Annotated in this window: 20 protein-coding genes; 8 read left to right on the top strand and 12 right to left on the bottom strand. The window is 46.8% G+C overall.

Going from position 1 to position 26,682, the window contains the following annotated elements:
• Window positions 1–8 precede the first annotated feature (8 nt).
• The gene (locus CWE13_RS00520) at window positions 9–1,166 is read right to left on the bottom strand and encodes an acyl-CoA dehydrogenase family protein (protein WP_126805394.1); all 1,158 of its coding nucleotides are present in this window, start codon (window positions 1,164–1,166) and stop codon (window positions 9–11) included.
• Window positions 1,167–1,182: 16 nt separating this feature from the next.
• Window positions 1,183–2,679, bottom strand: coding sequence for a CoA-acylating methylmalonate-semialdehyde dehydrogenase (locus tag CWE13_RS00515; protein WP_126805393.1), 1,497 nt, complete (start codon window positions 2,677–2,679; stop codon window positions 1,183–1,185).
• 193 nt (window positions 2,680–2,872) lie between these two features.
• Between CWE13_RS00515 and CWE13_RS00510 the strand changes: the two genes are divergently transcribed.
• Window positions 2,873–3,880: a helix-turn-helix domain-containing protein gene (locus tag CWE13_RS00510; RefSeq protein ID WP_241973608.1), complete on the top strand. Its 1,008-nt coding sequence runs from the start codon at window positions 2,873–2,875 to the stop codon at window positions 3,878–3,880.
• The gene (locus CWE13_RS00505) at window positions 3,877–4,134 is read left to right on the top strand and encodes a DUF1289 domain-containing protein (RefSeq protein ID WP_126805392.1); all 258 of its coding nucleotides are present in this window, start codon (window positions 3,877–3,879) and stop codon (window positions 4,132–4,134) included. The genes CWE13_RS00510 and CWE13_RS00505 overlap by 4 nt, the downstream gene beginning before the upstream one ends.
• 69 nt (window positions 4,135–4,203) lie before the next feature.
• Here CWE13_RS00505 and kdsB read toward each other — a convergent pair whose 3' ends face one another.
• Genes kdsB through CWE13_RS00480 form a run of 5 tightly spaced genes read right to left on the bottom strand, consistent with a single transcriptional unit; the run spans window position 4,204 to window position 10,811 of the window.
• Window positions 4,204–4,956: a 3-deoxy-manno-octulosonate cytidylyltransferase gene (kdsB, locus tag CWE13_RS00500; protein WP_126805391.1), complete on the bottom strand. Its 753-nt coding sequence runs from the start codon at window positions 4,954–4,956 to the stop codon at window positions 4,204–4,206.
• Window positions 4,953–5,132, bottom strand: a complete 180-nt coding sequence (locus tag CWE13_RS00495; RefSeq protein WP_126806114.1) for a Trm112 family protein — start codon at window positions 5,130–5,132, stop codon at window positions 4,953–4,955. The genes kdsB and CWE13_RS00495 overlap by 4 nt, the downstream gene beginning before the upstream one ends.
• Window positions 5,133–5,146: 14 nt before the next feature.
• Window positions 5,147–6,361: a tetraacyldisaccharide 4'-kinase gene (gene lpxK, locus CWE13_RS00490; RefSeq protein WP_126805390.1), complete on the bottom strand. Its 1,215-nt coding sequence runs from the start codon at window positions 6,359–6,361 to the stop codon at window positions 5,147–5,149.
• 25 nt (window positions 6,362–6,386) lie between these two features.
• Window positions 6,387–8,129: a lipid A export permease/ATP-binding protein MsbA gene (gene msbA / locus CWE13_RS00485; RefSeq protein ID WP_126805389.1), complete on the bottom strand. Its 1,743-nt coding sequence runs from the start codon at window positions 8,127–8,129 to the stop codon at window positions 6,387–6,389.
• A 57-nt stretch (window positions 8,130–8,186) separates the two neighbouring features.
• Window positions 8,187–10,811 carry a DNA internalization-related competence protein ComEC/Rec2 gene (locus CWE13_RS00480; protein WP_126805388.1) on the bottom strand — a complete coding sequence of 875 codons (2,625 nt, stop codon included), beginning with the start codon at window positions 10,809–10,811 and terminating at the stop codon, window positions 8,187–8,189.
• A gap of 82 nt (window positions 10,812–10,893) precedes the next feature.
• Here CWE13_RS00480 and CWE13_RS00475 point away from each other — a divergent pair, with 82 nt between their 5' ends.
• Complete coding sequence (locus tag CWE13_RS00475) at window positions 10,894–11,448, top strand: DUF2062 domain-containing protein (RefSeq protein WP_241973607.1); 555 nt, start codon at window positions 10,894–10,896, stop codon at window positions 11,446–11,448.
• Window positions 11,449–11,477: 29 nt separating this feature from the next.
• Here the strand turns inward: CWE13_RS00475 and CWE13_RS00470 are convergent, their stop codons facing one another.
• From CWE13_RS00470 to CWE13_RS00460, 3 genes are read right to left on the bottom strand one after another with little or no spacing between them, the layout of a single operon-like run.
• Window positions 11,478–12,716 carry a lipoprotein-releasing ABC transporter permease subunit gene (locus CWE13_RS00470; protein ID WP_126805386.1) on the bottom strand — a complete coding sequence of 413 codons (1,239 nt, stop codon included), beginning with the start codon at window positions 12,714–12,716 and terminating at the stop codon, window positions 11,478–11,480.
• Window positions 12,713–13,417 carry a lipoprotein-releasing ABC transporter ATP-binding protein LolD gene (gene lolD, locus CWE13_RS00465; protein WP_126805385.1) on the bottom strand — a complete coding sequence of 235 codons (705 nt, stop codon included), beginning with the start codon at window positions 13,415–13,417 and terminating at the stop codon, window positions 12,713–12,715. The genes CWE13_RS00470 and lolD overlap by 4 nt, the downstream gene beginning before the upstream one ends.
• Window positions 13,410–14,657 (bottom strand): lipoprotein-releasing ABC transporter permease subunit, encoded by a 1,248-nt coding sequence (locus tag CWE13_RS00460; RefSeq protein ID WP_126805384.1) that lies wholly within the window; start codon window positions 14,655–14,657, stop codon window positions 13,410–13,412. The genes lolD and CWE13_RS00460 overlap by 8 nt, the downstream gene beginning before the upstream one ends.
• Window positions 14,658–14,830: 173 nt before the next feature.
• On the opposite strand from CWE13_RS00460, the gene mfd reads away from it, so the two are divergent.
• Both mfd and CWE13_RS00450 read left to right on the top strand, forming a co-directional pair.
• Window positions 14,831–18,307, top strand: a complete 3,477-nt coding sequence (gene mfd / locus CWE13_RS00455; protein ID WP_126805383.1) for a transcription-repair coupling factor — start codon at window positions 14,831–14,833, stop codon at window positions 18,305–18,307.
• Between the two features lie 19 nt (window positions 18,308–18,326).
• Entirely contained in the window at window positions 18,327–19,523 is a 1,197-nt protein-coding gene (locus CWE13_RS00450; protein WP_126805382.1) for a CsiV family protein, read from the top strand.
• 95 nt (window positions 19,524–19,618) lie between these two features.
• Here the strand turns inward: CWE13_RS00450 and acnA are convergent, their stop codons facing one another.
• The gene (gene acnA, locus CWE13_RS00445) at window positions 19,619–22,336 is read right to left on the bottom strand and encodes an aconitate hydratase AcnA (protein WP_126805381.1); all 2,718 of its coding nucleotides are present in this window, start codon (window positions 22,334–22,336) and stop codon (window positions 19,619–19,621) included.
• A 228-nt stretch (window positions 22,337–22,564) separates the two neighbouring features.
• Here acnA and CWE13_RS00440 point away from each other — a divergent pair, with 228 nt between their 5' ends.
• Genes CWE13_RS00440 through CWE13_RS00430 form a run of 3 tightly spaced genes read left to right on the top strand, consistent with a single transcriptional unit; the run spans window position 22,565 to window position 25,685 of the window.
• Window positions 22,565–23,932 (top strand): alkaline phosphatase family protein, encoded by a 1,368-nt coding sequence (locus tag CWE13_RS00440; RefSeq protein ID WP_241973606.1) that lies wholly within the window; start codon window positions 22,565–22,567, stop codon window positions 23,930–23,932.
• Between the two features lie 13 nt (window positions 23,933–23,945).
• Window positions 23,946–24,806, top strand: a complete 861-nt coding sequence (tesB, locus tag CWE13_RS00435; RefSeq protein ID WP_126805380.1) for an acyl-CoA thioesterase II — start codon at window positions 23,946–23,948, stop codon at window positions 24,804–24,806.
• A gap of 3 nt (window positions 24,807–24,809) precedes the next feature.
• A complete protein-coding gene (locus tag CWE13_RS00430; protein WP_126805379.1) occupies window positions 24,810–25,685 on the top strand; it encodes a DUF1028 domain-containing protein in 876 nt (291 codons plus the stop codon).
• Here the strand turns inward: CWE13_RS00430 and CWE13_RS00425 are convergent.
• Window positions 25,641–26,636: a hypothetical protein gene (locus tag CWE13_RS00425; protein ID WP_126805378.1), complete on the bottom strand. Its 996-nt coding sequence runs from the start codon at window positions 26,634–26,636 to the stop codon at window positions 25,641–25,643. The genes CWE13_RS00430 and CWE13_RS00425 overlap by 45 nt on opposite strands.
• Between the last annotated feature and the right edge of the window lie 46 nt (window positions 26,637–26,682).

Genomic DNA, 26,682 nt, shown 5'->3' with positions numbered 1-26,682 from the left:
GGTGCTCATTACAACAGATCAGCAGCACCATCAGCTAAAATTCGGCGGGCAATAATCAAACGCATAATCTCGTTTGTGCCTTCTAGAATTTGATGCACGCGCACATCACGAACATGGCGCTCTAGCGGGTATTCTTTGATGTAACCGTAACCGCCATGAATTTGCAGCGCTTCGTTACATACTTGGAAACCGATATCAGTTGCGAAACGTTTGGCCATCGCACAGTAAGTAGTTTTATCGCTATCGTTTTCATCTACTTTGAACGCCGCTAAACGCACCATTTGCCGCGCTGCAACAAGTTCAGTAGCCATATCCGCTAACTTAAACTGCATAGCTTGGAAGGTAGCTAACGGCTTACCAAATTGGCTACGCTCATGCATATAATCACGAGCAGTATTCAACGCTGCCTGCGCCGTGCCTACCGAACAAACCGCAATATTAATACGGCCGCCATCAAGGCCCATCATGGCAAATTTAAAGCCTTCGCCTTCTTCACCAAGCAAGTAATCCGCAGGAATACGCACATCTTCAAAGGTTACCAAACGAGTTGGCTGGGCGTTCCAGCCCATTTTCTCTTCCGCTTTACCGTAATGAATGCCTTTAGCATCCGCTGGTACAACAAATGCCGAAATGCCTTTTGCGCCCTCGCCACCGGTACGCGCCATCACAACCAATACATCGGTAGCGCCGGCACCGGAAATAAACATTTTCGAGCCATTCAATACATACTCATCGCCATCTTTCTTAGCAGAAGTACGCAAGTTAGCGGCATCAGAACCAGAGCCTGGCTCGGTTAAACAATAAGAACCAAGCTTTTCACCGGTTACTAAACCACTGCAAAACTCTTCCGCGATTTCCGGCTTGGCAAATTCGCCAATCATCCAGCTCACCATGTTATGAATGGTCATCATCGCAGTCGTTGCTGTACAGCCCATAGCGAGTTGCTCAAAGATAAGCGCGGCATCAAGACGCGACATACCAAAGCCACCCGCCTTTTCTGGCGTATACATGCCCATAAAGCCCATTTCACCAGCTTTACGAAATACTTCGATAGGAAAATAATGCTCGGCATCCCATTTTGCTGCAAATGGCGCCATTTCTTTTTCCGCAAAAGCACGCGCCGTATCGGCGAATGCTTGTTGATCGTCGGTTAGATTAAAATTCACAACATTATCTCCCGAATTACTGCAATTTAATGGTCATGTTAGGGCCATTATCAATTTCGCTTTCAGGCCAACGCGCAGTAATGGTTTTAGTTTCCGAATAGAAACGAATCGCTTGCTTACCGTAAGCATGCAAATCACCAAAGAACGAATTTTTCCAACCAGTAAACGAGAAGAAAGGAAGTGGCACTGGAATCGGAATGTTAATCCCTACTTGCCCTACTTCTACTTCGTGTTGGTATTTACGCGCTGCTGCACCATTCGCAGTAAAGATTGAAGTACCGTTACCAAATGGATTCGCGTTCACCAAAGCAATCGCTTCTTCTAAGGTATCTACTTCTACCGCACACAATACCGGACCAAAAATTTCTTCTTGGTAAATCTTCATATCAGCGGTTACTTTGCTGAAGAATGTTGGGCCAACCCAGTTACCATCAGGATAACCTTCAACAACACAGTTCGTGCCATCAACTAAACATTCGGCACCTTCTTTTTTGCCTTGTTCAATCATAGAAACAACGCGTTGTTTCGCTTGTGGGCTAATCAATGGGCCGTAAGCCGCATCTTTGTTATCCCATGCACCCGGTTGAACTTTCGCAAGTTGCTCGGCTAATTCTGGAATCCATTCTTTCGATTTGCCCACGAATACAGCAACTGAAATCGCCATACAACGCTGGCCCGCTGCACCCACAGAGGCACCCACTAAATTGTTGATAACCGTTTGCTTGTTCGAATCAGGCATAATTACGCTGTGGTTCTTAGCACCGGCAAAGGCTTGCACGCGTTTAAGGTGCTCGGTACCGGTACGGTAAATATATTCGGCAACCGGCACTGAACCTACAAACGAAAGTGCTTTTACTTGAGGGTCACGAAGAAGAATATCAACTTGCTCTTTGCCACCGTGAATTACCTGTAACACACCTTTGGGTGCGCCGGCTTCTTCGAACAATTCAACTAAACGCGTTGGCGTTAACGGATCTTGCTCTGAAGGCTTCAAGATGAAAGTGTTACCGCAGGCAATGGCCATTGGGAACATCCACAATGGAATCATCGCTGGGAAGTTGAACGGCGTAATACCCGCACAAACACCTAAAGGTTGAACATAACTATAAGTATCAATACCGCGCGCAACGTTTTCGGCAGTTTCGCCCATCATTAACGAAGGAATATTCGCCGCTTGTTCAACAACTTCAATACCACGCCAAACATCGCCTTTCGCATCTTCAATGGTTTTACCGGTTTCTTGCGCTAGAATTTCACCGAGTTCATCATGATGCTCTTTCAAAAGGGCTTGATAACGCATCATTACCCGAGCACGCTCAGATACAGGCACTTCGCGCCACGTTTTAAAGGCTTCTTTGGCGCTTGCGATAGCACGCTCAACCTCTGCCGGCGTTGCACAAGGCGCTTCGGCAATAACTTCTTGGGTAGCTGGATTGGTAACTGGAATATATTGCGTGGTTTCTGATTCAACAAACTCGCCGCCAATAAATAGTTTAACTCGTTTAATACTCATTATTTTCCTCTCAAAGCGTGTGCACCGTGTATACGAAGGAGTATACGGGAATACACCGCCAGTGGTTGTGCATATTGTTACGTTACGCATATTTTACTTGTGCAGCATTAGAACAAAATAAGCATAACTTTAGAATCGATAAAATTGGCGCTATAATGGACTATATTGCTATTCACGATGAGCACACTGTTCTATGAGTCAACCTTCAGATTGGCCACTGCCGGCGGGAAGTTCACGATTAATCATTCCCCATGCTGTCGGCCAGCAACTTGCCCAACATCCCTTAAGCGAGGGTTTGTTTCCTGTTGCCTATGGCCATTACTTAGAGGCGCGCGATCACCGTGTTCGCAGAACCGCACACACCGATCATTTGCTGATATTTTGTCATGCCGGGCGCGGCTTCTTTCGTACCGAAAATTACCAAGGCACAATTAACGCCGGACAAGTATTATTCTTACGCCAAGATATAGCCCACAGCTACCATAGCGACCCGGAAAACCCATGGAGCATCTACTGGGCGCATTTTGCCGGTTCACAAGCTGAAGATTTCATGGATTATATTGGGATTAAAGCAAATCATACACAAGCTCCCGTTGTTACTTTACGGCGTTGGCAATCATTACTTCCCGATGTCACCGATTTACTGAACTTACAACATCAAAGGCTCACCTTTGAGCGCGCGATGTTGGCAACCTCGATTTTACGCAAGCTGTTAAGCCAGTTACCCTTACTAGTGCGCGATCCGGATAAAATAGAAGCCGGTTTCAGCCTTACTGCACTCGATCGTTTCATGCGCGATAATAGCCATCGCAGCCTGGAATTAGATGATTTTGCCGAATTTTCTGGGTTATCGCGGTATTATTTTAGTAAGAAATTTCGCGAGCTCACGGGCGTGCCACCATTGCGCTATTTTAATCATATGAAAATAGCGGCCGCCCGGAAAATGCTGGAACAAACGAATGCCAGCGTGCGTCAAGTAGCGCTCGCATTTGGCTTTGATGACCCGTATTATTTTTCTCGGCTATTTAAAAAAATTAGCGGCTGCTCACCACAAATATATCGTGAGCAGTATTTACTTGAAAATCAGCTGGTGAAAAGCGGGCAAGTGGCCGTAGAAAGTACTACAGATGGCGTATCAACTGTGGAGGGTACGGTGGAAGAAAAGGTGGAAGGAAAGGTAAAAGGAAAGCTGGAATCATGAGTGTAAACCAAATCGAAATGTTCGATTTACCAAACCCATGCATTGGCGTTTGTGAATCAGGCCCACGCGGCTATTGCCGTGGTTGCCTGCGCTCTCGTGATGAACGTTTTCAATGGTACGAAAAACCAGAAGCGGAACGTGCTCATATTTTAAAGCTGATTGCTGGCCGGCAAAAACGCCGCGAAGCATTTTTGCGCCAACAAGCGCAAGAAGAACAGGCAGAGCAGCAACAAAATCAGCTTGATCTGTTATAAAAAAACCTGAGTCCAGCGAGCTGCTAGAATCAGGTTTTCAAAAACTTTATCCTGCGAAAGGATGCGTGCCTATTTGATACGCGCGCGCTCTAGATCTTCGGGTGTATCAATACCACCCGGCGGCTCAATAATGGCTTCCGCCACATGAATACGTTCACCATACCAAAGCACCCGTAATTGCTCGAGAGATTCCACGATTTCCAGTGGGCTTGGCTCCCATTCAGCATAACGCTCCACGAAACCGGCACGATAAGCATAAATACCGATATGGCGGCGATAGAGATCGCCCATCAGTTGCACTTCATCACGGTTTTGGTTAAAGCGTTCGCGATCCCATGGAATAGCCGCGCGGCTAAAATACAGCGCATAATTCTTGGCATCTGAAACTACTTTCACCACATTTGGGTTAAACAGTTCTTCCGAACTTTTCAATGGCACGGCTAACGTTGCCATTGGGGCGTGGCGTTGGCTTGCTAAGTTCTCGGCTACCTGGCAAATAATTTCCGGAGGAATAAAGGGTTCATCACCCTGTACATTCACTACTACCTGCTCATCCGAAAGCGCTAAACGATCAACCACTTCAGCTAAACGCTCAGTACCCGATTGATGGTCTTTAGAAGTACGCATTACGCGGCCGCCAAAGCTTTTTACTACTTGCATGATGCGGTCGTCGTCGGTAGCCACAATTACTTCGGCGGCACCACTGCTTAACGCACGTTCGTATACATGCTGGATCATCGGTTTACCATGAATATCAGCCAATGGTTTGCCAGGTAATCGCGTTGATTCGTAACGCGCCGGAATAACAACCGTAAAGCTCATGATTTCAACTGCTCCAATTCTGCTACTGTTAGTTCTCGAGCGGCACTCGCAAGCAAAGCCGGAATGCCGTTTTGCACAGGATATGCGAGCTGCTCGCCGCGGCAAATCAACTCCGATTTATCCTCATTCCACACTAACTTTCCTTTGCACGATGGGCACGCCAAGATGGCCAACATGTTGGTAGGAATATTCACAATGTTACTCCTTCAGTATCAACGTTTTTTAACTGTTTCTGCGCCACAATATCCGCTACGCGTTGCATAAATTTATCCTCGAAATCGGCGGAAAATTCTGCGGATACTTGCAAATAGTACCAGTGTGGCCGCGCAAATTGAGCACACTTTACCGCATCTTTCTCGGTCATCAATATCGGCGTTTCATTCCCTACATCATAGAAATCATGCGGCTGATATTGGTAGTGATCAGGAAAAACTCGCGTTTCCTGAATATCAATTTGATGTTCCATGATGAGGTTGAAAAAACGTTCTGGGTTACCAATACCCGCCAGCGCCAACACATTTTCACCGGTTGGCACTTCAATTTCTTTATTATCGCTTACCCGGAACCAGCCGCTAGGTATAAGTTTCATCGCCACAATGTGTTCAGCACTTTTCGCAGCGGAAAGATGCAAACGTTTCCCGTAAGCTTTTACGTCACTGGCCTCAGCACCGTTCACAATCACCCAATCTACTTTGCGCAAACGCCGTGCACTTTCGCGCAAGGGGCCGGCCGGTAAACGCCAGCCATTACCTAACCCACGTTCACCATCAACTACAGCTAGCTCGATATCACGACCTAAAGCGTAGTGTTGTAAACCATCATCAGCAAGCAGAACATCACAATCATGTTGCTCTAATAAAAGCTTAGCGGCTTCTGTGCGCTTTGGCGCAACCGCTACCGGCACACCACTCAAACTAGCCAACATGACCGGTTCATCACCACATGCCTGCGGGTTACTATCGGCATTTACCAGCATCGGAAATGGGCCTTCGCCGCCATAGCCACGGCTAATAATTCCAGGCCGATATCCGGCTTTTTGCAATAAAGCCACTAACCCTAAAACGGTTGGCGTTTTCCCGGTGCCTCCCACCGTTACATTGCCAACAATAATAACTGGCACCGGCGGTTGCCAAGTGCGCTTTATTTTTAACCAAAACAATAAACGCCGCACACTAGCTAAAAAGCGAAACAACACGCTGAACGGAGTTAAAAACCACAACGGAAACGCCAATCGGTTTTTATACCAATAGCGCACTATTCGTTGTTCCGTTTTACTTTGCTTTTCTGTGTTTTTCTTCACGGGCTGCTTGGTAAATGTTGGTATTTTTTGTTGTTTGCCAGTTTGTCGTTTTTCAGAAGAACCCGCACCGTTCGATTCTGGCACGGGTTTAGCTTTACTGCTCATTCTTGGTGGTTTCCTTGCACTCTATCTAATCACCAAATTGCATATTATAAAGCTGCGCATACGCGCCTTCTTTATCGAGCAAATCAGCATGGGTACCGCGCTCCACAATCTTACCGTGGTCGAGCACAAGAATTTCATCGGCTTTTTCAATTGTTGATAAACGATGAGCAATCACCAGCGATGTGCGATCTTGTTGTAAGTTATCCAAAGCCTTTTGAATATGGCGCTCCGATTCGGTATCGAGCGCTGAAGTGGCTTCATCTAAAATCAACAATGGCGCATCTCGAAGTAACGCGCGGGCAATGGCAATTCGTTGCCGTTGGCCGCCTGAAAGCATTACTCCATTCTCACCAACAATAGTTTCTAAACCTTGCGGTAGTTCATTAATAAACTCTTCCGCATAGGCTAATTTTATCGCGCGCTGAATGTCGTCTTTACTCACTTCGCCGCGCCCGCCATAAGCGATGTTATTGGCAATAGTATCGTTAAATAACGTTACATTCTGCGAAACTACGGCAAATTGCCGGCGCAATGATTTTAATTCATATTCACGAATATCAACGCCATCGAGCTCAATCGATCCGGTTTCATAATCGTAAAAACGGGTTAGCAAATTTGAAATTGTTGATTTACCACTCCCCGAACGCCCAACGAGCGCTATGGTATTACCCGCTGGCACGGTGAAGCTTATGTTATTCAATGCCGGTGCATCGGCACTACCATATTTGAAAGTCAGATCTTTAATGGCTAATTCACCACGAACGCGGTCTGTTTTTAAAGTACCAGTATCTTTTTCCTGCTCTTCATCAAGCACTTTAAAAATACTGGCCGCAGCCGCTAAGCCCCGTTGAAAATCAGAATTCACGTTGGTGAGCTGCTTCAATGGCCGTAACAGCATAATCATGGCAGTGAGCAAACTAGTAAATGCGCCAGGCGTTAACTGCTCGATCATCGTTGGAAAGCTTGCGATAAATAACACCGCAGCCAAACTTAGCGAAGCAATAAACTGAATCACTGATGTACTCACTGTGCGAATATTTATCAATTTCATATTCTGCTGGCGAGTTGCATTGTTCACTGCCTGAAAACGCTTGGCTTCGTGCTCCTGCCCTTCAAACATTACAACAACTTGATGGCCATTAATCATTTGCTCTGAGGTCGTTGTAACATTACCCATAGCGGTTTGAATTTTACCGCTCACTTCTCGGAATTTTCGTGAAACAACCGATACAACCTTGCCAATTACGGGCCCAATTAAAAAGAATACCAACGAAAGCTGCCAGCTGTGATAAATCATTAAGCTCAGCAAGCCAATAACAAATGCACCTTCACGGATCATAGTGAGAATCGCGCGGCTTGTTGCTTCCGCAAGTTGTTGCGAATCGTAAGTAATTTTGGATATTAGATCGCCGGTAGACACTTTATCGTGATAAGAAACCGGCACACGCATCAAATGCTCGAATAGCTGCTGCCGCATTGTGGTTACAATATGAAAGCCCACGTAACTCAAAAAATACGTGGAAATAAAATTAAATACTCCGCGCAGAATAAAAATAAACGGCACGAAAATCGCAGCATAAACCAACACCGTTGAGTTACTAGCACCCAAGCCCTGATCAATTAAGGTTTTAATATGAGCAAGAAATAAGGTATCTACCCCTGCATAGCCAAGCATACCGATGATGGCAACAACAAAAGGCAACCGGTATGGCTTCAGGTAGGTGAGTAGCCTGCGAAAGTTCTTTTTGCGATTAATTTGCGAATCCATTGGAATCCATTTATTTACAAAGACGCCAGCATTGTAACCGGAATTTTATTCATTTTCCTAGTAATCCACTTCGTTCAGCAGCGTTGAGTACCAACGGGACCGTATTTGCTCACGAAATGTACGAATATTAAGGATTTTACCATTAAACGTGATGGAAATTTGACCAGCATAACCGGTATCGAGTAACGGAATATCCGCCGTGGCTAAACGTTCGATGACATCCGGATGTGGCATTTTGAAATGATTTCGGTAGCCTCGGCTTACGATTGCCACCTCCGGGTTCACGGCCGCTAGAAACTCCGACTGGCTTGATGTACGGGAACCATGGTGCGGTAACACCAATACATCACTTTTTAAGCTATCACCATAACGCCCCACCATCCGCAGCTCGGTTTGCCGTTGAATATCGCCGGTTAGCAAGATACTTTGCCCCTGATATTGCAGCTGCAACACACAGCTATCGTTGTTTGGCCCAAAAGATGGCCCGGGTAATGGCGCCAGGGCTTTTACCCGCACGCCTTGCCACAGCCATTGCTGCCCCCAAGCACAAGGCCAACTATCACCTTGCTGATATTGCTCAGGAAATTGCTGTGGCAACCATCCCCAATTTTCACCTTCCACCGTATGAAAACGCGAACGTTGAACAAATAGCTGTGGCCAGCTTGCACGTAAACTATTCACACCCCCGGTATGATCTTGGTGATCATGAGAGATAACCAACCATGCCGGCGTAAGCTGATGAAAGTTTAAAAATGGAATAAGCGTGGTTTCGCCAATATCACTGCCAAACCGAAAGCCGGGCCCCGCGTCAAAAATAAGCGCTTGCCGCTCGCGTTGCACAACAATAGCAGTACCCTGACCAACATCTAATACATGCACCGCAAACTCCTGTGCCGGCGCTGGTTTGAAAAACACATGAACCAAAGGCCAAGAGAACAATACAACCGCTATTCGTTGCATTAACGCTGCGGGCCAAAACCAAAGCAGTAGAAGTAGAATAAAAAGCCAACCAAAGCGTTGATCTAAGCTACTCCACCAGTGGTTTGGTAATTGCCTGCTGATATCTAATGCATAGAAAACCACGTGTAAAATCACATCGGTAATGTGCAGTAAGTTGGGCAACAGCTGATGCGTAACCCACTCCGTAGGAATCAATAAAAGCAACGCAACTATAACTAGGCATAGCGGTAAAATAAGTGCACTAAATATGGGGAGCACCACTATATTGGTAATTGGCGCTATCCAAGGAAAGCCTTGAAAATAGAGCACGGCGAACGGTGCCAGAGCCAGTGTAAGCACCATCTCTAACGCGAATAGCTGCGAAAAATAGTAGCCAAATTTCGAACTACGCTTGGGTCTAGCAATATGCTCTGCACTGTTCTCAAGTTTAGTGCTTGCTGGGCCCCGCCATTGCCAAACAAATATAGCCGTTACGGCGCCAACGCTGAGCCAAAATCCGGCATCTAACCATGCAAGCGGATCAAGTACGAGCACAACACCTATACAACGCAGCAATAGGCGCAACGGCGGTAACCGCCAAGCGAACCAGCGGCTCAAGCTAAAAATAGATACCAACAGAAATGCCCGTAACGTAGAAACAGCAAAACCCGCAAGCGCAGCATAGAACAAAGCTAATGCCAAAGCGATTAGTAGTGCATGTTTATCAATCGTGGGTTGCGGTGGCAGATGATAGTTCCCGCTGTTCGTGCGCGCATTCTGCTCTTGCTTGCGTCTATTGAGCACAGTGTAAATGCGAACAACACTCTCGGTTACGCGCCCATAAACCACGAACAAACTACCGAGCAATAGTCTGCCGAGCCACCACGATGTAGCAAACACCAAGGTAAGATGTAGCCCGGAAATAGCCATCACGTGAGCCAATCCAGTTTCTTGCAATAAACGCCAACGCCCGGTTTGAATCCATTGCCGCTCACCAATCATCAACGCCAGCATAATATCGCGGTAAAAAAGCGGTTGAGTGCTCAAAAATTGATATATTTGAAAGCGCACGCCGCCATTGGATTCATGTATCCTTTCGGCACTTTGCACTGAGCCTGTAAAATAAATGCCCTGGCGTAATAAATGGGCTTGAAAGTTATAGCCGCCCTGGTTTAAGCGCCCCGATATCGGCTTCATTCGTGCAGATATTTGCCAAATATCGTTCGGTTTTGGTAAATCGCCTTCTGGGTGATACCAATTTAGGCGCACTTTAATGCTATCACCAAGGCCATGTTGTGCACCCGAGATAACACCATCAAACCGCCAACGCCAGCCCTCATCTTGCGCTAACCCTATAATTTTTAATTGAAATTCTACCGGCTGCTCTGGCGCTATTAATGAATAACCAAGTGTTTCCTTGCTGTGCTCATAAACATTTTCAATATACTTACTGTTTACATTGAATATCGCCCAACAAATGCCGCACAATAGCCCACACGCAAAATATAAAATATTTGCTTTGGCTAGCAGATAAATCCCGCATTTTTTTATATAATTTGTAGGGTATTTGGAACGGCAATACAGTAACAAAGCAGGCGCAAGGATAGCCCCAACAACGATCATTCCTGCCACGAAGGGAAACCAGTGCGGCTGTAGCCATACAGCCGATGATGTAGCAGATGATGCTACAAAAAGTGCAGCGGGAATAAAGCCTAACAACCAGGCATCGGGGTAAGTTTTCATGTGTGATTTCAGCGTCCATGCTTGAAGTCAGGTGGTCACGGATACAGCAAATACTATGCCTAGAAAGTTCTTAAGACGGTTCATGCCTGATATTCATAAACTAAATGAATATGGCGTACTGAAACCTTTCGGAAAATTGGCGCACAATACGAATTTGTGGCATTTAAACCGGCGTTCTGCTGCCGGCGGGTTTGCCGTTGGCGTATTTTTCGCGTTTATGCCCGTTCCATTTCAAATGTTGCTGGCGGCAGCTGCAGCAATTCTATTTGCCGTCAACCTTCCGCTTGCGGTGGCTCTGGTATGGATCAGCAATCCACTTACCTTAACACCCATGCTGTATGCGTCTTATCGCATTGGTAGTTTTCTATTAAATCGTTCACCCCACCCGTTTCATTTCGAGCTTTCCTGGGCTTGGTTTGAATCAAGCATATATACGGTGGTGCCACCGCTTTTACTCGGTTCGCTGGTGCTTGGTAGTTTCGCAGCAGCAATTACTTACGTTCTTGTACGCCGAATCTGGCGGCAGGCCGTACAAGCAGCCTGGAATGAACGCATAAAACTTCGTAAAGCACGGTTCTTAAAGCTTAAGGAAGAACTTATCGAGCGCCAAAAACGCCTGAAAGATCAAGACGATTAGCGCCCGGCACATAACCTGAGACAAATAACCTACTGGCCCCGCAAAGCTTGCACTGGTGTAAGCTTTGCCGCCTGCCAAGCCGGATACAACGTCGCTAACACACTGGTTGCAATAGCAACGCCCGTTACCAACACAACATCGCGCACTAATACATCGCTTGGAATACTGCTGATAAAATACAGTTCCGCGGGCAATAGCGAAAAGCTTAATGCTTGCTCAAGCCAACCTAGCAAATCCGGTAATAACGCCGCTGCAATAGTACCTATCAAGCTCCCAAACAACGCGCCAATCACACCATTTAAGCTCCCTTGATACACAAAAGTTGCCACAATCAACTTCGGCGAGGCGCCCATGGTTCGCAATATCGCGATACTCGATTGCTTTTCGCGTACCACCATAATCAACGTCGAAACAATATTGAACGAGGCTACCGCAAGAACCAGTACCAAAACCAGATACATTATCGTACGCACAAGCTGAATATCGCGGTATAAATGCCCTTCAGTACGCGTCCAATCATGGATAAAGGCGTATTCTCGAACCTCACTTGCTACCTCGCGAGCAACTGCTGGGGCGGCATATACATTATGCAGTGCTAGGCGAACACTTGCGGCCTCGGTATCAATCCGAGCGGCTTTCTGGCCAGCAGCAAGGTGAATATACGCTTGTTGAAAATCCAATTCGCCACCCATGGCAAAAATACCAACCACTTCCGCATTTATGCGTTGCGGTGCGCTGAGCGCGTTACCTTGTTGCAACTGCGGAATGATTAAATTGATACGATCCCCTACACGCAGCTGCAAAGCATCGGCCAAACCTTTACCCAATAAAATACCATCGGGGTTCTCGATAAAATCTTGCCAGGCAGCCGCAGGCAAATACCGTGTAATGCCTGATACCGCTGGCTCTAAATTAGTATCAATAGCGCGCAATTGAATGCCTCGAAAACGCCCTGGTTCTTGCACCATAGCACTCAGTTTTATTGCCGGTGCGGCAGCCTTAACACCCGGATGTTGCTCGGCTACACGAACAATTTCGCGCCAATCTTGTAAACCACCTTGTGCGGCTTGATATTCCACATGTGGCACCATGGAAAGAAAATCGGTTTCCAGCGCCTTTTGAAACCCATTCATCACCGAAAGCAAAATAATCAAAATGGCGCAGGCCAAGCCGATACCAATCGTAGAAGAAGCCGAGATAAAGCTTAAGTAACGGGTTTTCTCCCGGCTTTTCCGGAATCGGCGCGCTAATAAAAAGGGTAAGTTCATGCACTACCCTCAAATGCGTTTTGCAACTTACCTAAGTGCAAATGCAACTGCCGCGGAAGTTTTTGCGCTAATTCAGTATCGTGTGTTACCACAATAAAAGCGGTACCAAATTGCTCGTTCAACTCCAACATTAAATCATAAATAACCGCGGCGGTTTCCTCATCTAGATTCCCGGTAGGTTCATCGGCAAGCACCAAAGCTGGGTCGTTCACCAATGCCCGAGCAATGGCAACACGCTGCCGTTCGCCCCCAGATAAGCGTGCCGGTTCATGGCTTAATCGATGCCCTAACCCTACGCGTTCCAGCAGTGCCTTGGCTTTTGCTTGTGCTTTTGCCATCGGCCAGCCCGCGATTAATAACGGCATCGCCACGTTCTCAACAGCATTAAATTCGCTTAGTAAATGATGGAATTGATAAATAAAGCCCACATGTTTATTCCGCCACTTCGCAATATCGTTGGGGTTTAACGCACTCGGCGTTACGCCTACCACAGAAATATGTCCTGCATCGGCATTATCTAAACCACCAAGAATATGCAACAACGTACTTTTGCCGGAACCTGATGAGCCTACAATAGCCAACAATTCGCCAGCACCGAGTTCAAGATCAATGTTTTCAAGCACGGTAACCCGTTGCTCGCCATCGGCGTAACTTTTCTCTAAGCCACGCACATGAACGATCGCTGTTGATTTATTATTCATAACGAAGAATCTCTGCTGGTTGCATTCGCGCAGCTCGCCACGCGGGATAAAGTGTAGCTAAGAAAGTAAGCATAATAGCGGCGCACAAAATCTGAAAAGTTTGCCAACCACTCATCACGATGGGCAACGCCATACCTTGGCTAAATACATCCACGCCAAATAAGCTAAGCATGGTATTTAAACTAAAACTAATGAATACACCGAGCAACAACCCAAGGAAGCTACCTACCACGCCACTGTACATCCCCTGCAGTAGTAGCGTTTGATAGAGTTTTTGCCGGGCTAAGCCCAATGTTTGCAATACGGCAATATCGCCACGCTTATCTTGAATTAGCATTACCAGCGCGGAAACGGCATTAAACGCGGCTACGGCAACAATGAGGCCGAGCATAATCATCATCATGCCCTTTTCCATTCGCACGGCAGCAAATAGCTGACCAAATCGCTGTTGCCAATTATCAATTACAAATTCGTTTCTATGTGCAGAATCTTGCATCTGTTGTTGCAAATTTTCAGTGATGATTCCGGCTGTAAACGCATCGTCAAGCCAAAGCCGAAGCCCGGTTACGTGAGAAGGCGGATAGCGGAATAAACGCGCTGCATCATCACCATGTAAAATCACCATTTGCGAATCTACATCGGCACCCACTTCAAAGGTGCCCGCCACGGTAAACTGGCGCTGCGAGGGCATCACCCCAAGTGGCGTATACTGTTGCCCCATGGCCGAAGTAATGCGCACACGATCACCTACTTGCACATCCAGTTGCCGTGCTAAAGGCCTACCCAAAAACACACGGTATTCCCCGGTGCGCAGCGAATTCAAGCTGCCTACTAAAATATGTTGATTCAAAATGCTATCGGCGGGTTCAGATTCCGGATAAATACCTTGCAGCATCACCGCTTGCATATGATTACGGCCCTGAACAAGCCCTTCCGATTGCACATAAGGGCTTACATGGTTCACACCGCGCGGCCATTCCCATGCCGCACGCTGCTGTTGCCAATTGGCCATTGCTTCGTTATTTTGCGGCGTGATGGTTACCTGCGGAACCACACCAAGAATGCGCGTTTTCAATTCATTTTCAAAGCCATTCATTACCGAGGTCACAATAATCAGTGCCATGACGCCCAACATAATACCCGCCATTACAAAATGGCTGATAAAGCGCGTAAACGAAGAGCGTGAGCGCGAACGGCTATAACGCAAAGCGAGAAATACCGACACCGGTAACTTGATCATGAAATGGTATTCATCCGTAAAAAAACTGTGGTATCGCAAGGATAATGTGAACCGGCTTTCGGTACAACCTGCCCGAGCGGCTCCGCTTCAGGTATAATAGCGCAAGTTTTTATGCATTCGCCCTTTTTTAGTTTTAGTACACCAGTGCGCAAGTGCGCGGGAATACTGTATTCATGAGCCAAATTTCGTTACTTCAACCCCCTTTTCCAGAGCAAGCCGGTAAAGAATTAACCTGGCGTCATCTTTCAGGAAGTAGCACTGCCCTTGCAGTTAGCCAATTACTTAAACAACAACCTCGGCAAATCCTTTTGGTTACTACCGATACCCCATCGGCGTATCGGTTTGCCCAAGAACTAAAATTTTATACTCCGGAATATGCCGATGAGATTCAGGTATTACCGGATTGGGAAACGCTCCCATACGATAATTTTTCGCCGCACCAAGATATTGTTTCCGAGCGTATTCGTGTTCTAGCTAAACTGCCCCAGCAACAGCACGGTATTCTCATTGTTGCTTTGAATACCTTAATGCATCGGTTGCCACCAGCAGCATTTATTGCCGGCCACAGCTTATTATTGAAAGCAGGCGAGAAACATTCGTTGGAATCACTGCGCATGCAGCTTGAACGCGCGGGTTATCGCCATGTAAACCAAGTTATGGAGCATGGTGAATACAGCGTTCGTGGCTCGATTGTTGATTTGTTCCCAATGGGCACCGAAGCACCTTACCGTATCGATTACTTCGATGATGATATCGATAGCATTCGGCAGTTTGATGTAGATAGCCAGCGCTCCGATGCGCCCATTAATGAAATAGCATTGCTTCCGGCACGCGAGTTTCCTACCACCCCCGATGGTATTGAGCTGTTTCGCCGCCAGTTTCGTGAACAATTTGAAGCGCTAACCGCAAAAGATTCCGTGTATCAGCAAGTATCGCAAGGCATTATGCCTGCGGGCATTGAATACTATGCACCGCTGTTTTTTAGCGAAACATCCACGTTATTTGATTACTTGCCCAGCGACACCTTGTTACTTACTCACGGTGATTTGCAGGGGCAATTGCGTAAACTTTGGCACGATTTAACGTTTCGTTTCGAAGATCGCCGTTGGGATAAGCAAAAACCAATTTTGCCACCCATGCAGTTATTTATGGCGGAAGAACAAATATTCCAAGCCTTTAAACAATATCCACGCATTCGCCTAGGGGTGATCGAAGGCCAGCGTTCACCTGGCCCGATCGATTTTAAAACCCGTCCGGTAAGCGATATTGTTATTGATGGCAAGCAAAAAGAACCATTGGCGAAAGTGCAGGCACACCTCAAAAAAGCCACCACGAAAGGTGAACGGGTTCTTTTCTGCGTAGAATCGGCAGGCCGCCGCGAAAGCATGTTACAACTGCTTGGCAAAGGGAATATCCACCCAACCGAGGTGGAATCCTTCTCTGAGTTTATCGAAAGCGAACACAACTTGGGCATTATGATTAGCCCACTCGAACACTCATTCTTTGCCGAAATCAGCCAAAATATAAGCCTTTGGTTAATTACGGAAACAGAACTACTCGGCCACCGCCCGCCACAGCGTAAGCGCCAGGATAAACGCAGTGCACAACAAGCCGATGCACTGATCAAGAACCTTGCAGAACTCTCTATTGGCCAACATGTAGTGCATATCGACCATGGTATTGGCCGCTATGAAGGCCTCACCAATCTTGATGCCGGTGGTATTGAAACCGAGTTTCTAACCCTTGAATACGATAACAACACCAAGCTTTTCGTACCGGTTTCTTCGCTGCATTTAATTAGCCGCTACAGCGGTGGCGATCAAGAGAAAGTAAAACTGAGTAAGCTCGGCAACGATAGCTGGGAGAAAGCGCGCAAACGCGCAGCTGAGAAAGTTCGTGATGTAGCCGCCGAATTACTCGAAGTATATGCTCAGCGCGAAGCTAAACCGGGTTATGCCTTTAGCATTAGCGAAGAAGATCATGAACGCTTTGCCGCCGGGTTCCCATTTAATGAAACCGACGATCAACTCGAAGCCATTAGCGCCGTGCTCGATGATATGCGTAAGCCAAGAGCCATGGATCGCCTCGTATGTGGTGATGTTGGCTTTGGTAAAACCGAAGTGGCCATGCGTGCAGCTTTTACTGCGGTAAATGATGGCAAACAGGTAGCCGTGCTGGTGCCCACCACCCTGCTTGCGCAGCAGCACTTTGATAACTTTCGCGATCGTTTCGCCGAGTGGCCGGTAAGCATTGAATTGCTCTCGCGTTTTCGCACCGGCAAACAAACTACGGAAGCACTGGCCAATTTAGCCTCTGGGAAAGTCGATATCGTTATCGGCACGCACAAATTGCTCCAGCCTGATATCAAATTCAAAGATTTAGGCTTGCTTGTAGTGGATGAAGAACACCGCTTTGGTGTGCGGCAAAAAGAGCAAATTAAGCGCCTGCGTTCAGATGTGGATATTCTTACGCTAACGGCTACGCCTATCCCGCGCACATTGAATATGGCCATGAACAACATTCGTGATCTTTCCATTATTGCCACACCGCCAGCACGGCGTTTAGCAGTGAAAACCTTCGTGCGGGAATACGATAAAGCCACAGTTCGCGAAGCCTTGCTGCGGGAAATACTACGCGGTGGCCAAGTGTATTTCCTGCACAATAATGTGGAAACCATTGAACGCACAGCCGAGCATCTCCGTGAGCTCGTGCCCGAAGCGCGTATTCAAACCGCGCATGGGCAAATGGGCGAACGCGAACTCGAAGCGATAATGTCTGATTTCTACCACCAGCGTTTTAACGTGCTGGTGTGTACTACTATTATCGAAACCGGTATCGATGTTCCCAGCGCCAACACCATTATTATGGATCGTGCTGATAATCTTGGCTTAGCGCAGTTACACCAATTGCGTGGGCGTGTTGGCCGTTCGCACCATCAAGCTTATGCTTATCTCCTTACACCACATCCTCGGCGGATGACTAAAGATGCCGTAAAGCGGCTTGAAGCCATTAGCCAATTAGAAGATCTTGGCGCAGGCTTTGTGTTAGCCACCCACGATTTAGAAATTCGTGGTGCCGGTGAGCTTTTAGGTGATGATCAGAGCGGGCAAATTGAGAGTATCGGTTTTAGCCTATATATGGATATGCTCGATGAGGCCGTACAAGCGTTGCGTGAAGGCAAGGAACCTTCACTTGATCAACTCCTCAAACATCGTACAGAAGTTGATTTACGCATTCCTGCATTGCTTCCCAATGATTATATTGGTGATGTGAATACGCGATTATCAATGTACAAACGCATCGCCGGTGCCGATTCCGAGCGCGAGCTGGATGAATTGCAAATTGAACTTATCGATCGCTTTGGTTTGCTGCCAGATGCTGCGAAGAATTTATTCCGGATTAGCCAAATACGCTTAATGGCGGATCCGCTTGGGGTTCGTAAAATTGAGGTAGGCCCGCTTGGTGGCCATATAGATTTTGCTGATCGCACGCCCGTTCAGCCAGAAACGATAATCGGTATGCTACAAAGTAATCCAGAACGGTTCGGCATGGAAGGCTCGCAGCGTTTGAAAATTCGTGAAGGGGTTGCCGATACCCAGGAGCGCATAAAACTGGTACAGTCGATTTTAATGACATTAGCTAACCGCTAAGTTTTGGAGAAGTGCATATATGAAATTTTCAACCCGCTGCGGTTTTTTCAGTATTGCAGCTATGTTCTTGAGCTTAAGTAGCCAAGCATTTGCTGAAGAAATTACCGATCGCGGTTACCGTTGGTTTGAAGTGGAAGTACTGGTTTTTCGCTACACGGATGTCGATGAAACAGATCCGGAACAATTCCCTCGGCAAGTGATTCCATTTAATGCAGCAGCAAGCCGCGATTTGTTAAATGAACGAATCCGCCTTGATCTGCGTGGCTATCTGAACGCGCTACCAACCTGCTCTGGTGCAAAAAGCTGGGTGCCCAGCCTGCGCCAAAGTATGCTCACGCCAAGTATGTTGCTTGATGAATATAGCGATTACTCAACGAATTCGTTTTTCTGCCGCCGCTTACCACACTTACCTCTGGTAGCAAGTTGGTATCAGGGCCAGCAAGAGATCTATTCAAGCGTACCTCACGCTATGCCTGTCATGATTAGTGGCCGTAAAAAAGGTACGCGCGAAGAACTATTAAAAGCTGAGGTGCCGTTCACCGTTCACATCGACAATTTCCGTTTTCAACAACTACGAAGAACATTTGAACGACGCCAAGACACTGAAGTTCTTTTACATACAGCGTGGCGGCAACCGGTTTTTAACCAACATGTAGGGCGGAAAATACGCTTATTTGCTGGCAAAAACTACAGCGACGAATTTGATTACGCCGGCTTTCCAATTGCATCATCGGCTCGCGATCAACTCATGCAAACGCTGCAGTTAGCGCGCACTGCACAAGAAGAAGGCGAAGAGGATATTTTTGCCAGCATCGATTTCGTATTTAACGCAATTGATAACAACGCGTTCGAATTTGTAGATTATCGCAATGCTGAAGATGATTTACCCATACGGCCCATTCAACAACCGGCCGGAACACCAGAAGATGTTTGGGAATTTGATGGGCTGCTCGATATCTACTTAATCGGCAACTACTTGCATATTAATACTGATTTTAGCTTACGCGAAGTAACCTTATTGAACCCTGCCGTGCGTTCGCCGGAAGAACAAATTCAGGATTTTATTAGTGAAAGTGATAACAGCCTCGAGTTCCTGCGAGCATATCCTTTGAAGCAGCTACGCCGGGTTATTTCGCACGAAACCCATTATTTTGATCACCCGAATTTTGGCATGGTGATCGAAATCCGCCGCACCGATCTTTCAGCTCGACGGTAACTGAAACAAGAACGCCATCTCAATTTCCAGCAATAAAAAAGCTCAGTGTTTAAACACACTGAGCTCTTTTCTAAGATGTATATTAAATATACGTATTACTCAGCCACAAGCTGCCGTAAAACATAATGTAGAATGCCACCACTTAAGAAGTAATGAACCTCATTTAAGGTGTCGATACGGCAAGTGAGGCTAAATTTCACCTCATCACCATTATCTTTCTTCGCTACGGCCTGAATTTCTTGCCCCGGTTTAATATCTTTATTTAAACCACTTAGCGATATGGTTTCACTGCCATCTAAGCCCAAGTTCTGTGCACTATCACCATCTTTAAATTGCAGCGGCAATACGCCCATCCCTACCAGGTTAGAACGGTGAATACGCTCATAGCTTTCAGCGATTACCGCCGAAACCCCCAGCAATCGCGTACCTTTCGCCGCCCAATCACGGCTAGAGCCTGTGCCATACTCTTTACCGGCAAGAACAACAAGCGGCGTTTTCTCTTCTTGGTAACGCATTGCTGCATCGTAAATCGACATTTCCTCACCTGAAGGCATGTGGCGCGTAACGCCACCTTCAGAGCCCTTCACCATAAGGTTCTTGATACGAATGTTGGCAAATGTGCCGCGCATCATGACTTCATGGTTACCGCGGCGCGAGCCATAAGAGTTGAAATCCTCAATCGCTACGCCCTGCTCCTGCAAATAGGCACCTGCCGGTGAATCTGGTTTAATGGCACCCGCCGGTGAGATATGGTCGGTAGTAATGGTATCGCCAAACAGAGCCAATACGCGGGCCGAATCGATATCTTTTGGTTCGGCAGCTGGCTTATCAATACCTTCAAAGAACGGGGGATTTGCTACATAGGTAGATTCATCTTTCCACTCATAGGTTAAGCTATCGGGAATTTCTAATGCCTGCCAATGCTCATCGCCATCGAATACTTCCGCATATTGCTTCCGGAACATATCACTTACTACTTTGGCAACTTCGGTTTTAATTTCTGCCGTGCTTGGCCAAATATCTTTCAAATAAACCGGGTTACCATCACTATCATTACCCAATGGATCTTTATTTAGATCCATTCGCGTGCTGCCTGCCAACGCAAAAGCAACCACTAAGGGTGGTGAAGCTAACCAGTTTGCTTTCACTTGCGGATGAATACGGCCCTCAAAGTTCCGGTTCCCTGAAAGCACCGACGATACAACTAAATCACCTTTATCAATTGCGGTAGCAACATCATCTGGTAATGGCCCTGAGTTACCGATACACGTAGTACAGCCGTAACCCACGAGATCAAAGCCAAGCTTATCCAGATAGGTATCCAGCCCTGCGGCTTCCAAGTAATCGGTAACCACTTTAGAGCCCGGCGCTAACGATGATTTAACCCACGGCTTACGTTGCAATCCTTTCTCAATAGCTTTTTTCGCCACTAAGCCCGCCGCCATCATCACGCTGGGGTTCGAGGTATTGGTACACGACGTTATCGCAGCGATAACAACATCACCATGGCTAAGTTTGTGCTCTGTACCTTCAATAGGAACCGTTGTATCGGTACTCAGATCGGCACGGCTTAATGATTCCTTACCGCCCATTTCCGGATCTTCAGCTACCTTTATTGATTCCAATAATAGGTTGAAACTCTCACCTAATTGGCTAAGTGAAACTTTATCTTGTGGCCGTGTAGGGCCCGCTAACGAAGGTTCAACTGTGTTCATGTCGAGCGAAAGTGTATCGGTGAATACCGGCTCATTCTTATCATCGCGCCACATACCTTGCGCTTTTGAGTACGCCTCCACCAGATCAATGGTTTCTTGATCGCGCCCTGATAATTCGAGATAGGTTAATGTTTCTTCATCCACCGGGAAGAAGCCACAGGTAGCACCGTATTCAGGCGACATGTTGGCGATCGTTGCACGATCTGCAAGCGGTAAACTCGCCAAACCAGGGCCATAAAACTCAACGAACTTACCCACAACACCTTTTTTCCGTAGCATCTGGGTAACGGTAAGCACCAAATCGGTAGCCGTAACGCCTTCTGGTAAAGCACCATCAAGGCGGAAACCAATAACTTCAGGAATCAGCATCGAAATCGGTTGGCCTAACATAGCAGCTTCGGCCTCGATACCACCTACACCCCAACCCAACACGCCAAGGCCGTTAATCATGGTAGTGTGCGAATCGGTACCCACTAGGGTATCGGGATACGCGAAGGTTTTTCCATCTTCTTCACTCGACCAAACAACCTTGGCCAAATATTCTAAATTTACCTGATGGCAAATACCGGTGCCCGGCGGCACTACACGGAAATTATTGAAGGCCTTCTGCCCCCAACGTAAAAATTCATAGCGCTCTTTATTGCGCTCCATTTCAATCTTCACGTTCTCTTCGAACGCTTCCGGCGTGGCAAATTTATCCACCATAACCGAGTGGTCAATAACTAAATCAACCGCTGATAACGGGTTTATTCTATCCGCTGGCAACCCAGCTTTCGCAACCGCATCACGCATAGCGGCTAAATCCACTACCGCAGGCACACCGGTGAAATCTTGCATCAGAACTCGTGCTGGCCGATATTCAATTTCTTTATCCGAGCTGCGTCGCTCAAGCCACGCCACCATCGCCTTAAAATCATCGGGCTTCACGGTGGTGCCATCTTCATTACGCAACAAGTTTTCAAGTAAAACTTTCAGAGAAACCGGCAATTTATCGATATCGCCTAATGCTTCAGCGGCCTTCGGTAAACTGTAGTAATGAAACGTTTTATCCCCTACCTGTAACGAGCTAAGGGTGTTCAAACTATCTTGCCCTGCCATAATGCATTCCTTCTTGGTGATATTACTTATCTTATAAGCTTGGGCTTTATTTCGAAAAATTCAAGCTATAACCACTATATACACCTTTAATAACGCAATACAATCAATACCGAGGTAAACATTCGGGAAGCTTTGATTCATGCAATTGTCACTGAATATCAGTATACTCATGAGCTTGAATTATTTGGCAGCAGCAAACCTAATAACGTTTCAGCAACGGTGGTATTCATGGCATTTGCACACTTATTTACAAAGCACACAAGCACGAAAACGAACGAAAATTCAGCGCTGATGAAAAAGGCGCAGATAAAAACCGGTTTCATAGCCGTTGTCAGTGCGTTGTGGGTTTCAGTTGCGCTATTCTCACAAACCGCTACGGCGCAAGAGAACGCAGAGAATCAGCCATGGCATGAACTAGAGCCAACGGTTATTCTGATTTCGATCGATGGCGCACGCCACGATTATCTCGATCGCTATTACGCGCCGAATTTAAACCGCCTTGCCAACGATGGTTTGCGCGCTGAACACCTGCAACCTGTTTTTCCAAGCAAAACCTTTCCGAACCACTATTCATTGGTAACCGGCTTGCATCCAGAAAAGCACGGCATTGTGGAAAACAGCATTTATGATCCAGAGTTTGATGCAGTGTTTCGCATGAGCTTAAAACATGAGGTATCTAACCCGCGCTGGTGGGGCGGCGAACCGATTTGGGTTACTGCAGAACAACAAGGCATGGTTGCTGGCACCTTCTTTTTCCCAGGTTCAGAAGCACCGATTAACGATACTCAAGCTACCTACTGGTTCCCTTATGATGGCGAAGTGAGTAACCGTAAGCGCGTTGATACCGTTATCGAATGGTTAGAGAAACCCCAGGCAGAACGCCCACAAATGATTACGTTATACTTTAGTGATGTGGATTCCGCTGGCCATGGCTATGGCCCAGGCTCACGCCAAGTAGGCGAAGCATTACGTAGTATCGATAATGAAATTGGTCATTTGATGGCACAACTTGAACAGCGCGGTTGGCTAAATAGTGTTGATATCATGATTACCGCCGACCATGGTATGGCGCGGGTTGATCAAACCAAGCACATGATTATCGACCAAGCCTATAGCTCTGAACGTGCCGAGCGTGCGCTGTACTCCCGCGAGCTCGCTCATATCTTTGCCAAAGAAGGTGAAATCGAGAACATTGTTGCGGAACTCGAAGCAAACCTTCCCCATGCGCAGGTGTTTACCAAAGAAACCATGCCCGCGCGCTTCCACTTCACCAATAATAAACGCATCGCTGATGTTCTCGTGTTGGCCGATCCGGGTTGGATCTTCGCTCGTGAATTTGCGCTTGAGAATATGCAAAGTGATGCCGATTTTTATCGCCCGCGTGGCAGCCATGGTTACGATAATGAGCACCCAGATATGCAAGGCATTTTCATTGCCCATGGCCCAAGCTTCAAACAGAAAAGTGAAGTAGGCCCGGTAAAAATGGTAGATTTATACAACGTTGTTGCCCGTATCTTAGATTTAGAGCCGGCAGAAAACGATGGCAACCCAGCGGTAGTACCAATGTTGTTAAGAGAACAAAATAACGAGCAGTAAACAAGGATTATGAATGAGTAAGGTATTGGACGACTTATTAAACTTATTGCACCTTGAGCCTATTGAGCAAGGAATTTACCGTGGCCAAAGCCAAGATCTTGGTTTCGCCGCAGTGTTTGGTGGCCAAGTGATGGGGCAAGCGCTTTCAGCCGCAAAAGAAACGGTTCCAGAAGAGCGCGCTGTGCACTCATTTCATAGCTATTTCCTACGCCCTGGCGATGCTTCTAAGCCCATTGTGTACGATGTCGAAAATATCCGCGATGGCAGAAGTTTCTCAACACGTCGCGTGAAAGCAATTCAGTTTGGTAAACCGATTTTTCACTTAACCGCTTCGTATCAAATACCGGAAAAAGGTGCCGATCATCAAAGCGCCATGCCGGAAGTTCCAGGCCCTGAAGGCCTACCTTCTGATTTAGATATTTATCGCGAACACGCCGAGCTTATTCCTGAGGCAATTCGCAGTAAATTCACCAGCGAAAAACCGATTTTGATGCGGTTTGTAACGGAATATAACCCGTTTAAACCGAAAGCCTGTGATCCGGTGCGCTACGTGTGGATTAAAGCCAACGGCACCCTGCCCGACGATCAGCGCATTCACCAATATTTATTGGCGTATGCTTCTGATTTTAATTTTCTCCCTACATCAATGCAGCCGCACGGTAAAACCTTTGCCGATCCGAAAATTCAAATGGCCACCATTGATCATGCTATGTGGTTTCACCGCCCATTTCGCATGGACGATTGGTTGTTGTATGCTATTGATAGCCCAAGCGCGCAAGGTGCACGTGGTTTAGTACGTGGGCAAATATTTAGCCGTGATGGCGTGTTAGTTGCATCAACTATGCAAGAGGGTTTGATTCGAGAAAGGGACTAAGCAATGATTGCCACCTATACACTAGCAGTACGAGATCCAGACACTGAAAGCCTTGGTATTATTACCGCTTCGAATTTCTTAGCGGTGGGCGCTTTAGTTCCATGGATCAACGCGCGAGCTGGTTTGGTGGTAAGCCAAAGCTTTGCTAACCCCGATGCAGCCGGTTCGGCATTAGAATCGCTGCGCGATGGCCGCAGCCCCGAGCAAGCGCTCGATGATTTCTTAATTGCCGATGATCTGGCGGCGGTGCGTCAGGTGGGCATTATGAATAGCGCCGGCGAAACACACTTATATACCGGCGCGAATTGCACCCCAGAAATGGAAAGTGTTACCGGTGATAATTTCTTTGTCCTCGGCAATATGCTAATTGCTGGCACTGCCGAAGCGGTGGCTGCAGCCTACAGTAAAGCTCGCCACGATGGTTTAGAAATGGGCACGGCAATGATTAAAGCCATGCTTGCAGGCCAGCAACATGGCGGTGATAAACGTGGCAAACTTGCAGCTGCCATGATTATTAAGCGGCCACATGGTGGTTACTTAGGTGGCTCAGACACCGTGGTTGATTTACGCGTTGATGCTGCCGCCCGGCCCTTGGCAGAGCTGCGTGATTTATACAGCGTATTTAAATTGTATAACCCGCAGTTATTCGATTTCCAAATGCTTGAACTCGCACAATTAACTGCCGCTGATTTGCGCGTAATTGATGACCTCTTGCTGCAACTCAGCCCTGATTCGCCAGTAACCCTAGAACAACCCGAGGCCGTGGCTGCGTTGCTGGAAAAACATAACCTAGCGAAGAACTTTGATGCCAAAAAGTTACAGGTAAGCTCGCTTTTACTCAGCGAGGCTACCGGCTTTCTTCGCCTTACGGCGTTGTGAACGATTTAATTTTTGGCCTTCAAAATCAGGCCAATTATCCACCTCAAAACGATCTTCATCACGTATAAAGCGCGTTACCATTTCCGGTAGCGGGCTTGCCGAAACGTCTTCCGGAATGCGATAACATTTTAATTCACTAAATTGCGCTTGCAGATCAGGCACCTCGCCCGCAGCTACCACATATAACTCACAGAAATCGCCGCGTTTCCGATCAATCCGAATTTTACGTTCACTGGTATGAACCTCAATCACTTGATCGTCGCCGATGACAATCGATGGATTATCGGTGCGTAATCCAATGGTAGGATTCTCTTTGATTTTAATCCGAAAGCGGCCTGGCACATAGTTATAAGGCAGTGGGAAAAATGAATCACCATTAAGCGTTAGCGGAAAGGTATTCATCGGATAAATCTTGCCCGAGGCATTTTCTCTGCATGTTTCGTAGGTGCGGATAAACGCAGTGAACTGCAAATTATAAAGGCTTAATGAAGAAGAAATATAAAAGTGAATATTTAAAAAACGTTCACCATTTTCTTCATCCACATCGCACATACTTCGAAATACAATGTTATCGCGCTTCAAAACGAAGAATTTGTAGATAATGATACCCAGAAACAACGAAGGCGAAAGCAACGATAAAGTAGCCAAAAACGCTCGGATATTCTGATACATAAAGCGATCCGGCAAGCTCCAATTCGGTTCCTTACCAAACAACTCCGTATAAATAGAGTAAATGTAGTTGATTGCTTGGCTACTATCCCCCGTAATGAGCACAAGGGCTGTTGCCAACAAAATCGCTATGGCTGCATTAATTACGATATAATCAATCGCTAGGCGAACAATTGAGCGCGAAGCGATATATTGCCGAAGCTTAAACTTTTTCTGCGGGTGTTTTACCTTGCGGCGAAACTTCGGTGTGCTTCCATGCTTTTGTTGTTGAGAAAAAGCCACGATAAGAATCCTTTAAATACTATGTTTATTTTTGTTTTTCTGGCAT

Source organism: Aliidiomarina shirensis, assembly GCF_003987345.1.
Lineage (GTDB): Bacteria > Pseudomonadota > Gammaproteobacteria > Enterobacterales > Alteromonadaceae > Aliidiomarina > Aliidiomarina shirensis.
The sequence above is the reverse complement of the archived record's forward strand: the minus strand, read 5'-3'. Positions and strand labels throughout refer to the sequence as shown.

Bases quoted from the DNA above. Each gene is read 5' to 3' on its own strand.
- CWE13_RS00460 (WP_126805384.1), bottom strand. From the start codon at position 14,657: ATGATCAAGTTACCGGTGTCGGTATTTCTCGCTTTGCGTTATAGCCGT.
- acnA (WP_126805381.1), bottom strand. From the start codon at position 22,336: ATGGCAGGGCAAGATAGTTTGAACACCCTTAGCTCGTTACAGGTAGGG.
- CWE13_RS00440 (WP_241973606.1), top strand. From the start codon at position 22,565: ATGGCATTTGCACACTTATTTACAAAGCACACAAGCACGAAAACGAAC.
- msbA (WP_126805389.1), bottom strand. From the start codon at position 8,129: ATGGATTCGCAAATTAATCGCAAAAAGAACTTTCGCAGGCTACTCACC.
- CWE13_RS00470 (WP_126805386.1), bottom strand. From the start codon at position 12,716: ATGAACTTACCCTTTTTATTAGCGCGCCGATTCCGGAAAAGCCGGGAG.
- CWE13_RS00515 (WP_126805393.1), bottom strand. From the start codon at position 2,679: ATGAGTATTAAACGAGTTAAACTATTTATTGGCGGCGAGTTTGTTGAA.
- CWE13_RS00475 (WP_241973607.1), top strand. From the start codon at position 10,894: ATGCCTGATATTCATAAACTAAATGAATATGGCGTACTGAAACCTTTC.
- mfd (WP_126805383.1), top strand. From the start codon at position 14,831: ATGAGCCAAATTTCGTTACTTCAACCCCCTTTTCCAGAGCAAGCCGGT.
- CWE13_RS00450 (WP_126805382.1), top strand. From the start codon at position 18,327: ATGAAATTTTCAACCCGCTGCGGTTTTTTCAGTATTGCAGCTATGTTC.
- tesB (WP_126805380.1), top strand. From the start codon at position 23,946: ATGAGTAAGGTATTGGACGACTTATTAAACTTATTGCACCTTGAGCCT.
- kdsB (WP_126805391.1), bottom strand. From the start codon at position 4,956: ATGAGCTTTACGGTTGTTATTCCGGCGCGTTACGAATCAACGCGATTA.
- CWE13_RS00480 (WP_126805388.1), bottom strand. From the start codon at position 10,811: ATGAAAACTTACCCCGATGCCTGGTTGTTAGGCTTTATTCCCGCTGCA.
- CWE13_RS00505 (WP_126805392.1), top strand. From the start codon at position 3,877: ATGAGTGTAAACCAAATCGAAATGTTCGATTTACCAAACCCATGCATT.
- lolD (WP_126805385.1), bottom strand. From the start codon at position 13,417: ATGAATAATAAATCAACAGCGATCGTTCATGTGCGTGGCTTAGAGAAA.
- CWE13_RS00495 (WP_126806114.1), bottom strand. From the start codon at position 5,132: ATGTTGGCCATCTTGGCGTGCCCATCGTGCAAAGGAAAGTTAGTGTGG.
- lpxK (WP_126805390.1), bottom strand. From the start codon at position 6,361: ATGAGCAGTAAAGCTAAACCCGTGCCAGAATCGAACGGTGCGGGTTCT.
- CWE13_RS00510 (WP_241973608.1), top strand. From the start codon at position 2,873: ATGAGTCAACCTTCAGATTGGCCACTGCCGGCGGGAAGTTCACGATTA.
- CWE13_RS00430 (WP_126805379.1), top strand. From the start codon at position 24,810: ATGATTGCCACCTATACACTAGCAGTACGAGATCCAGACACTGAAAGC.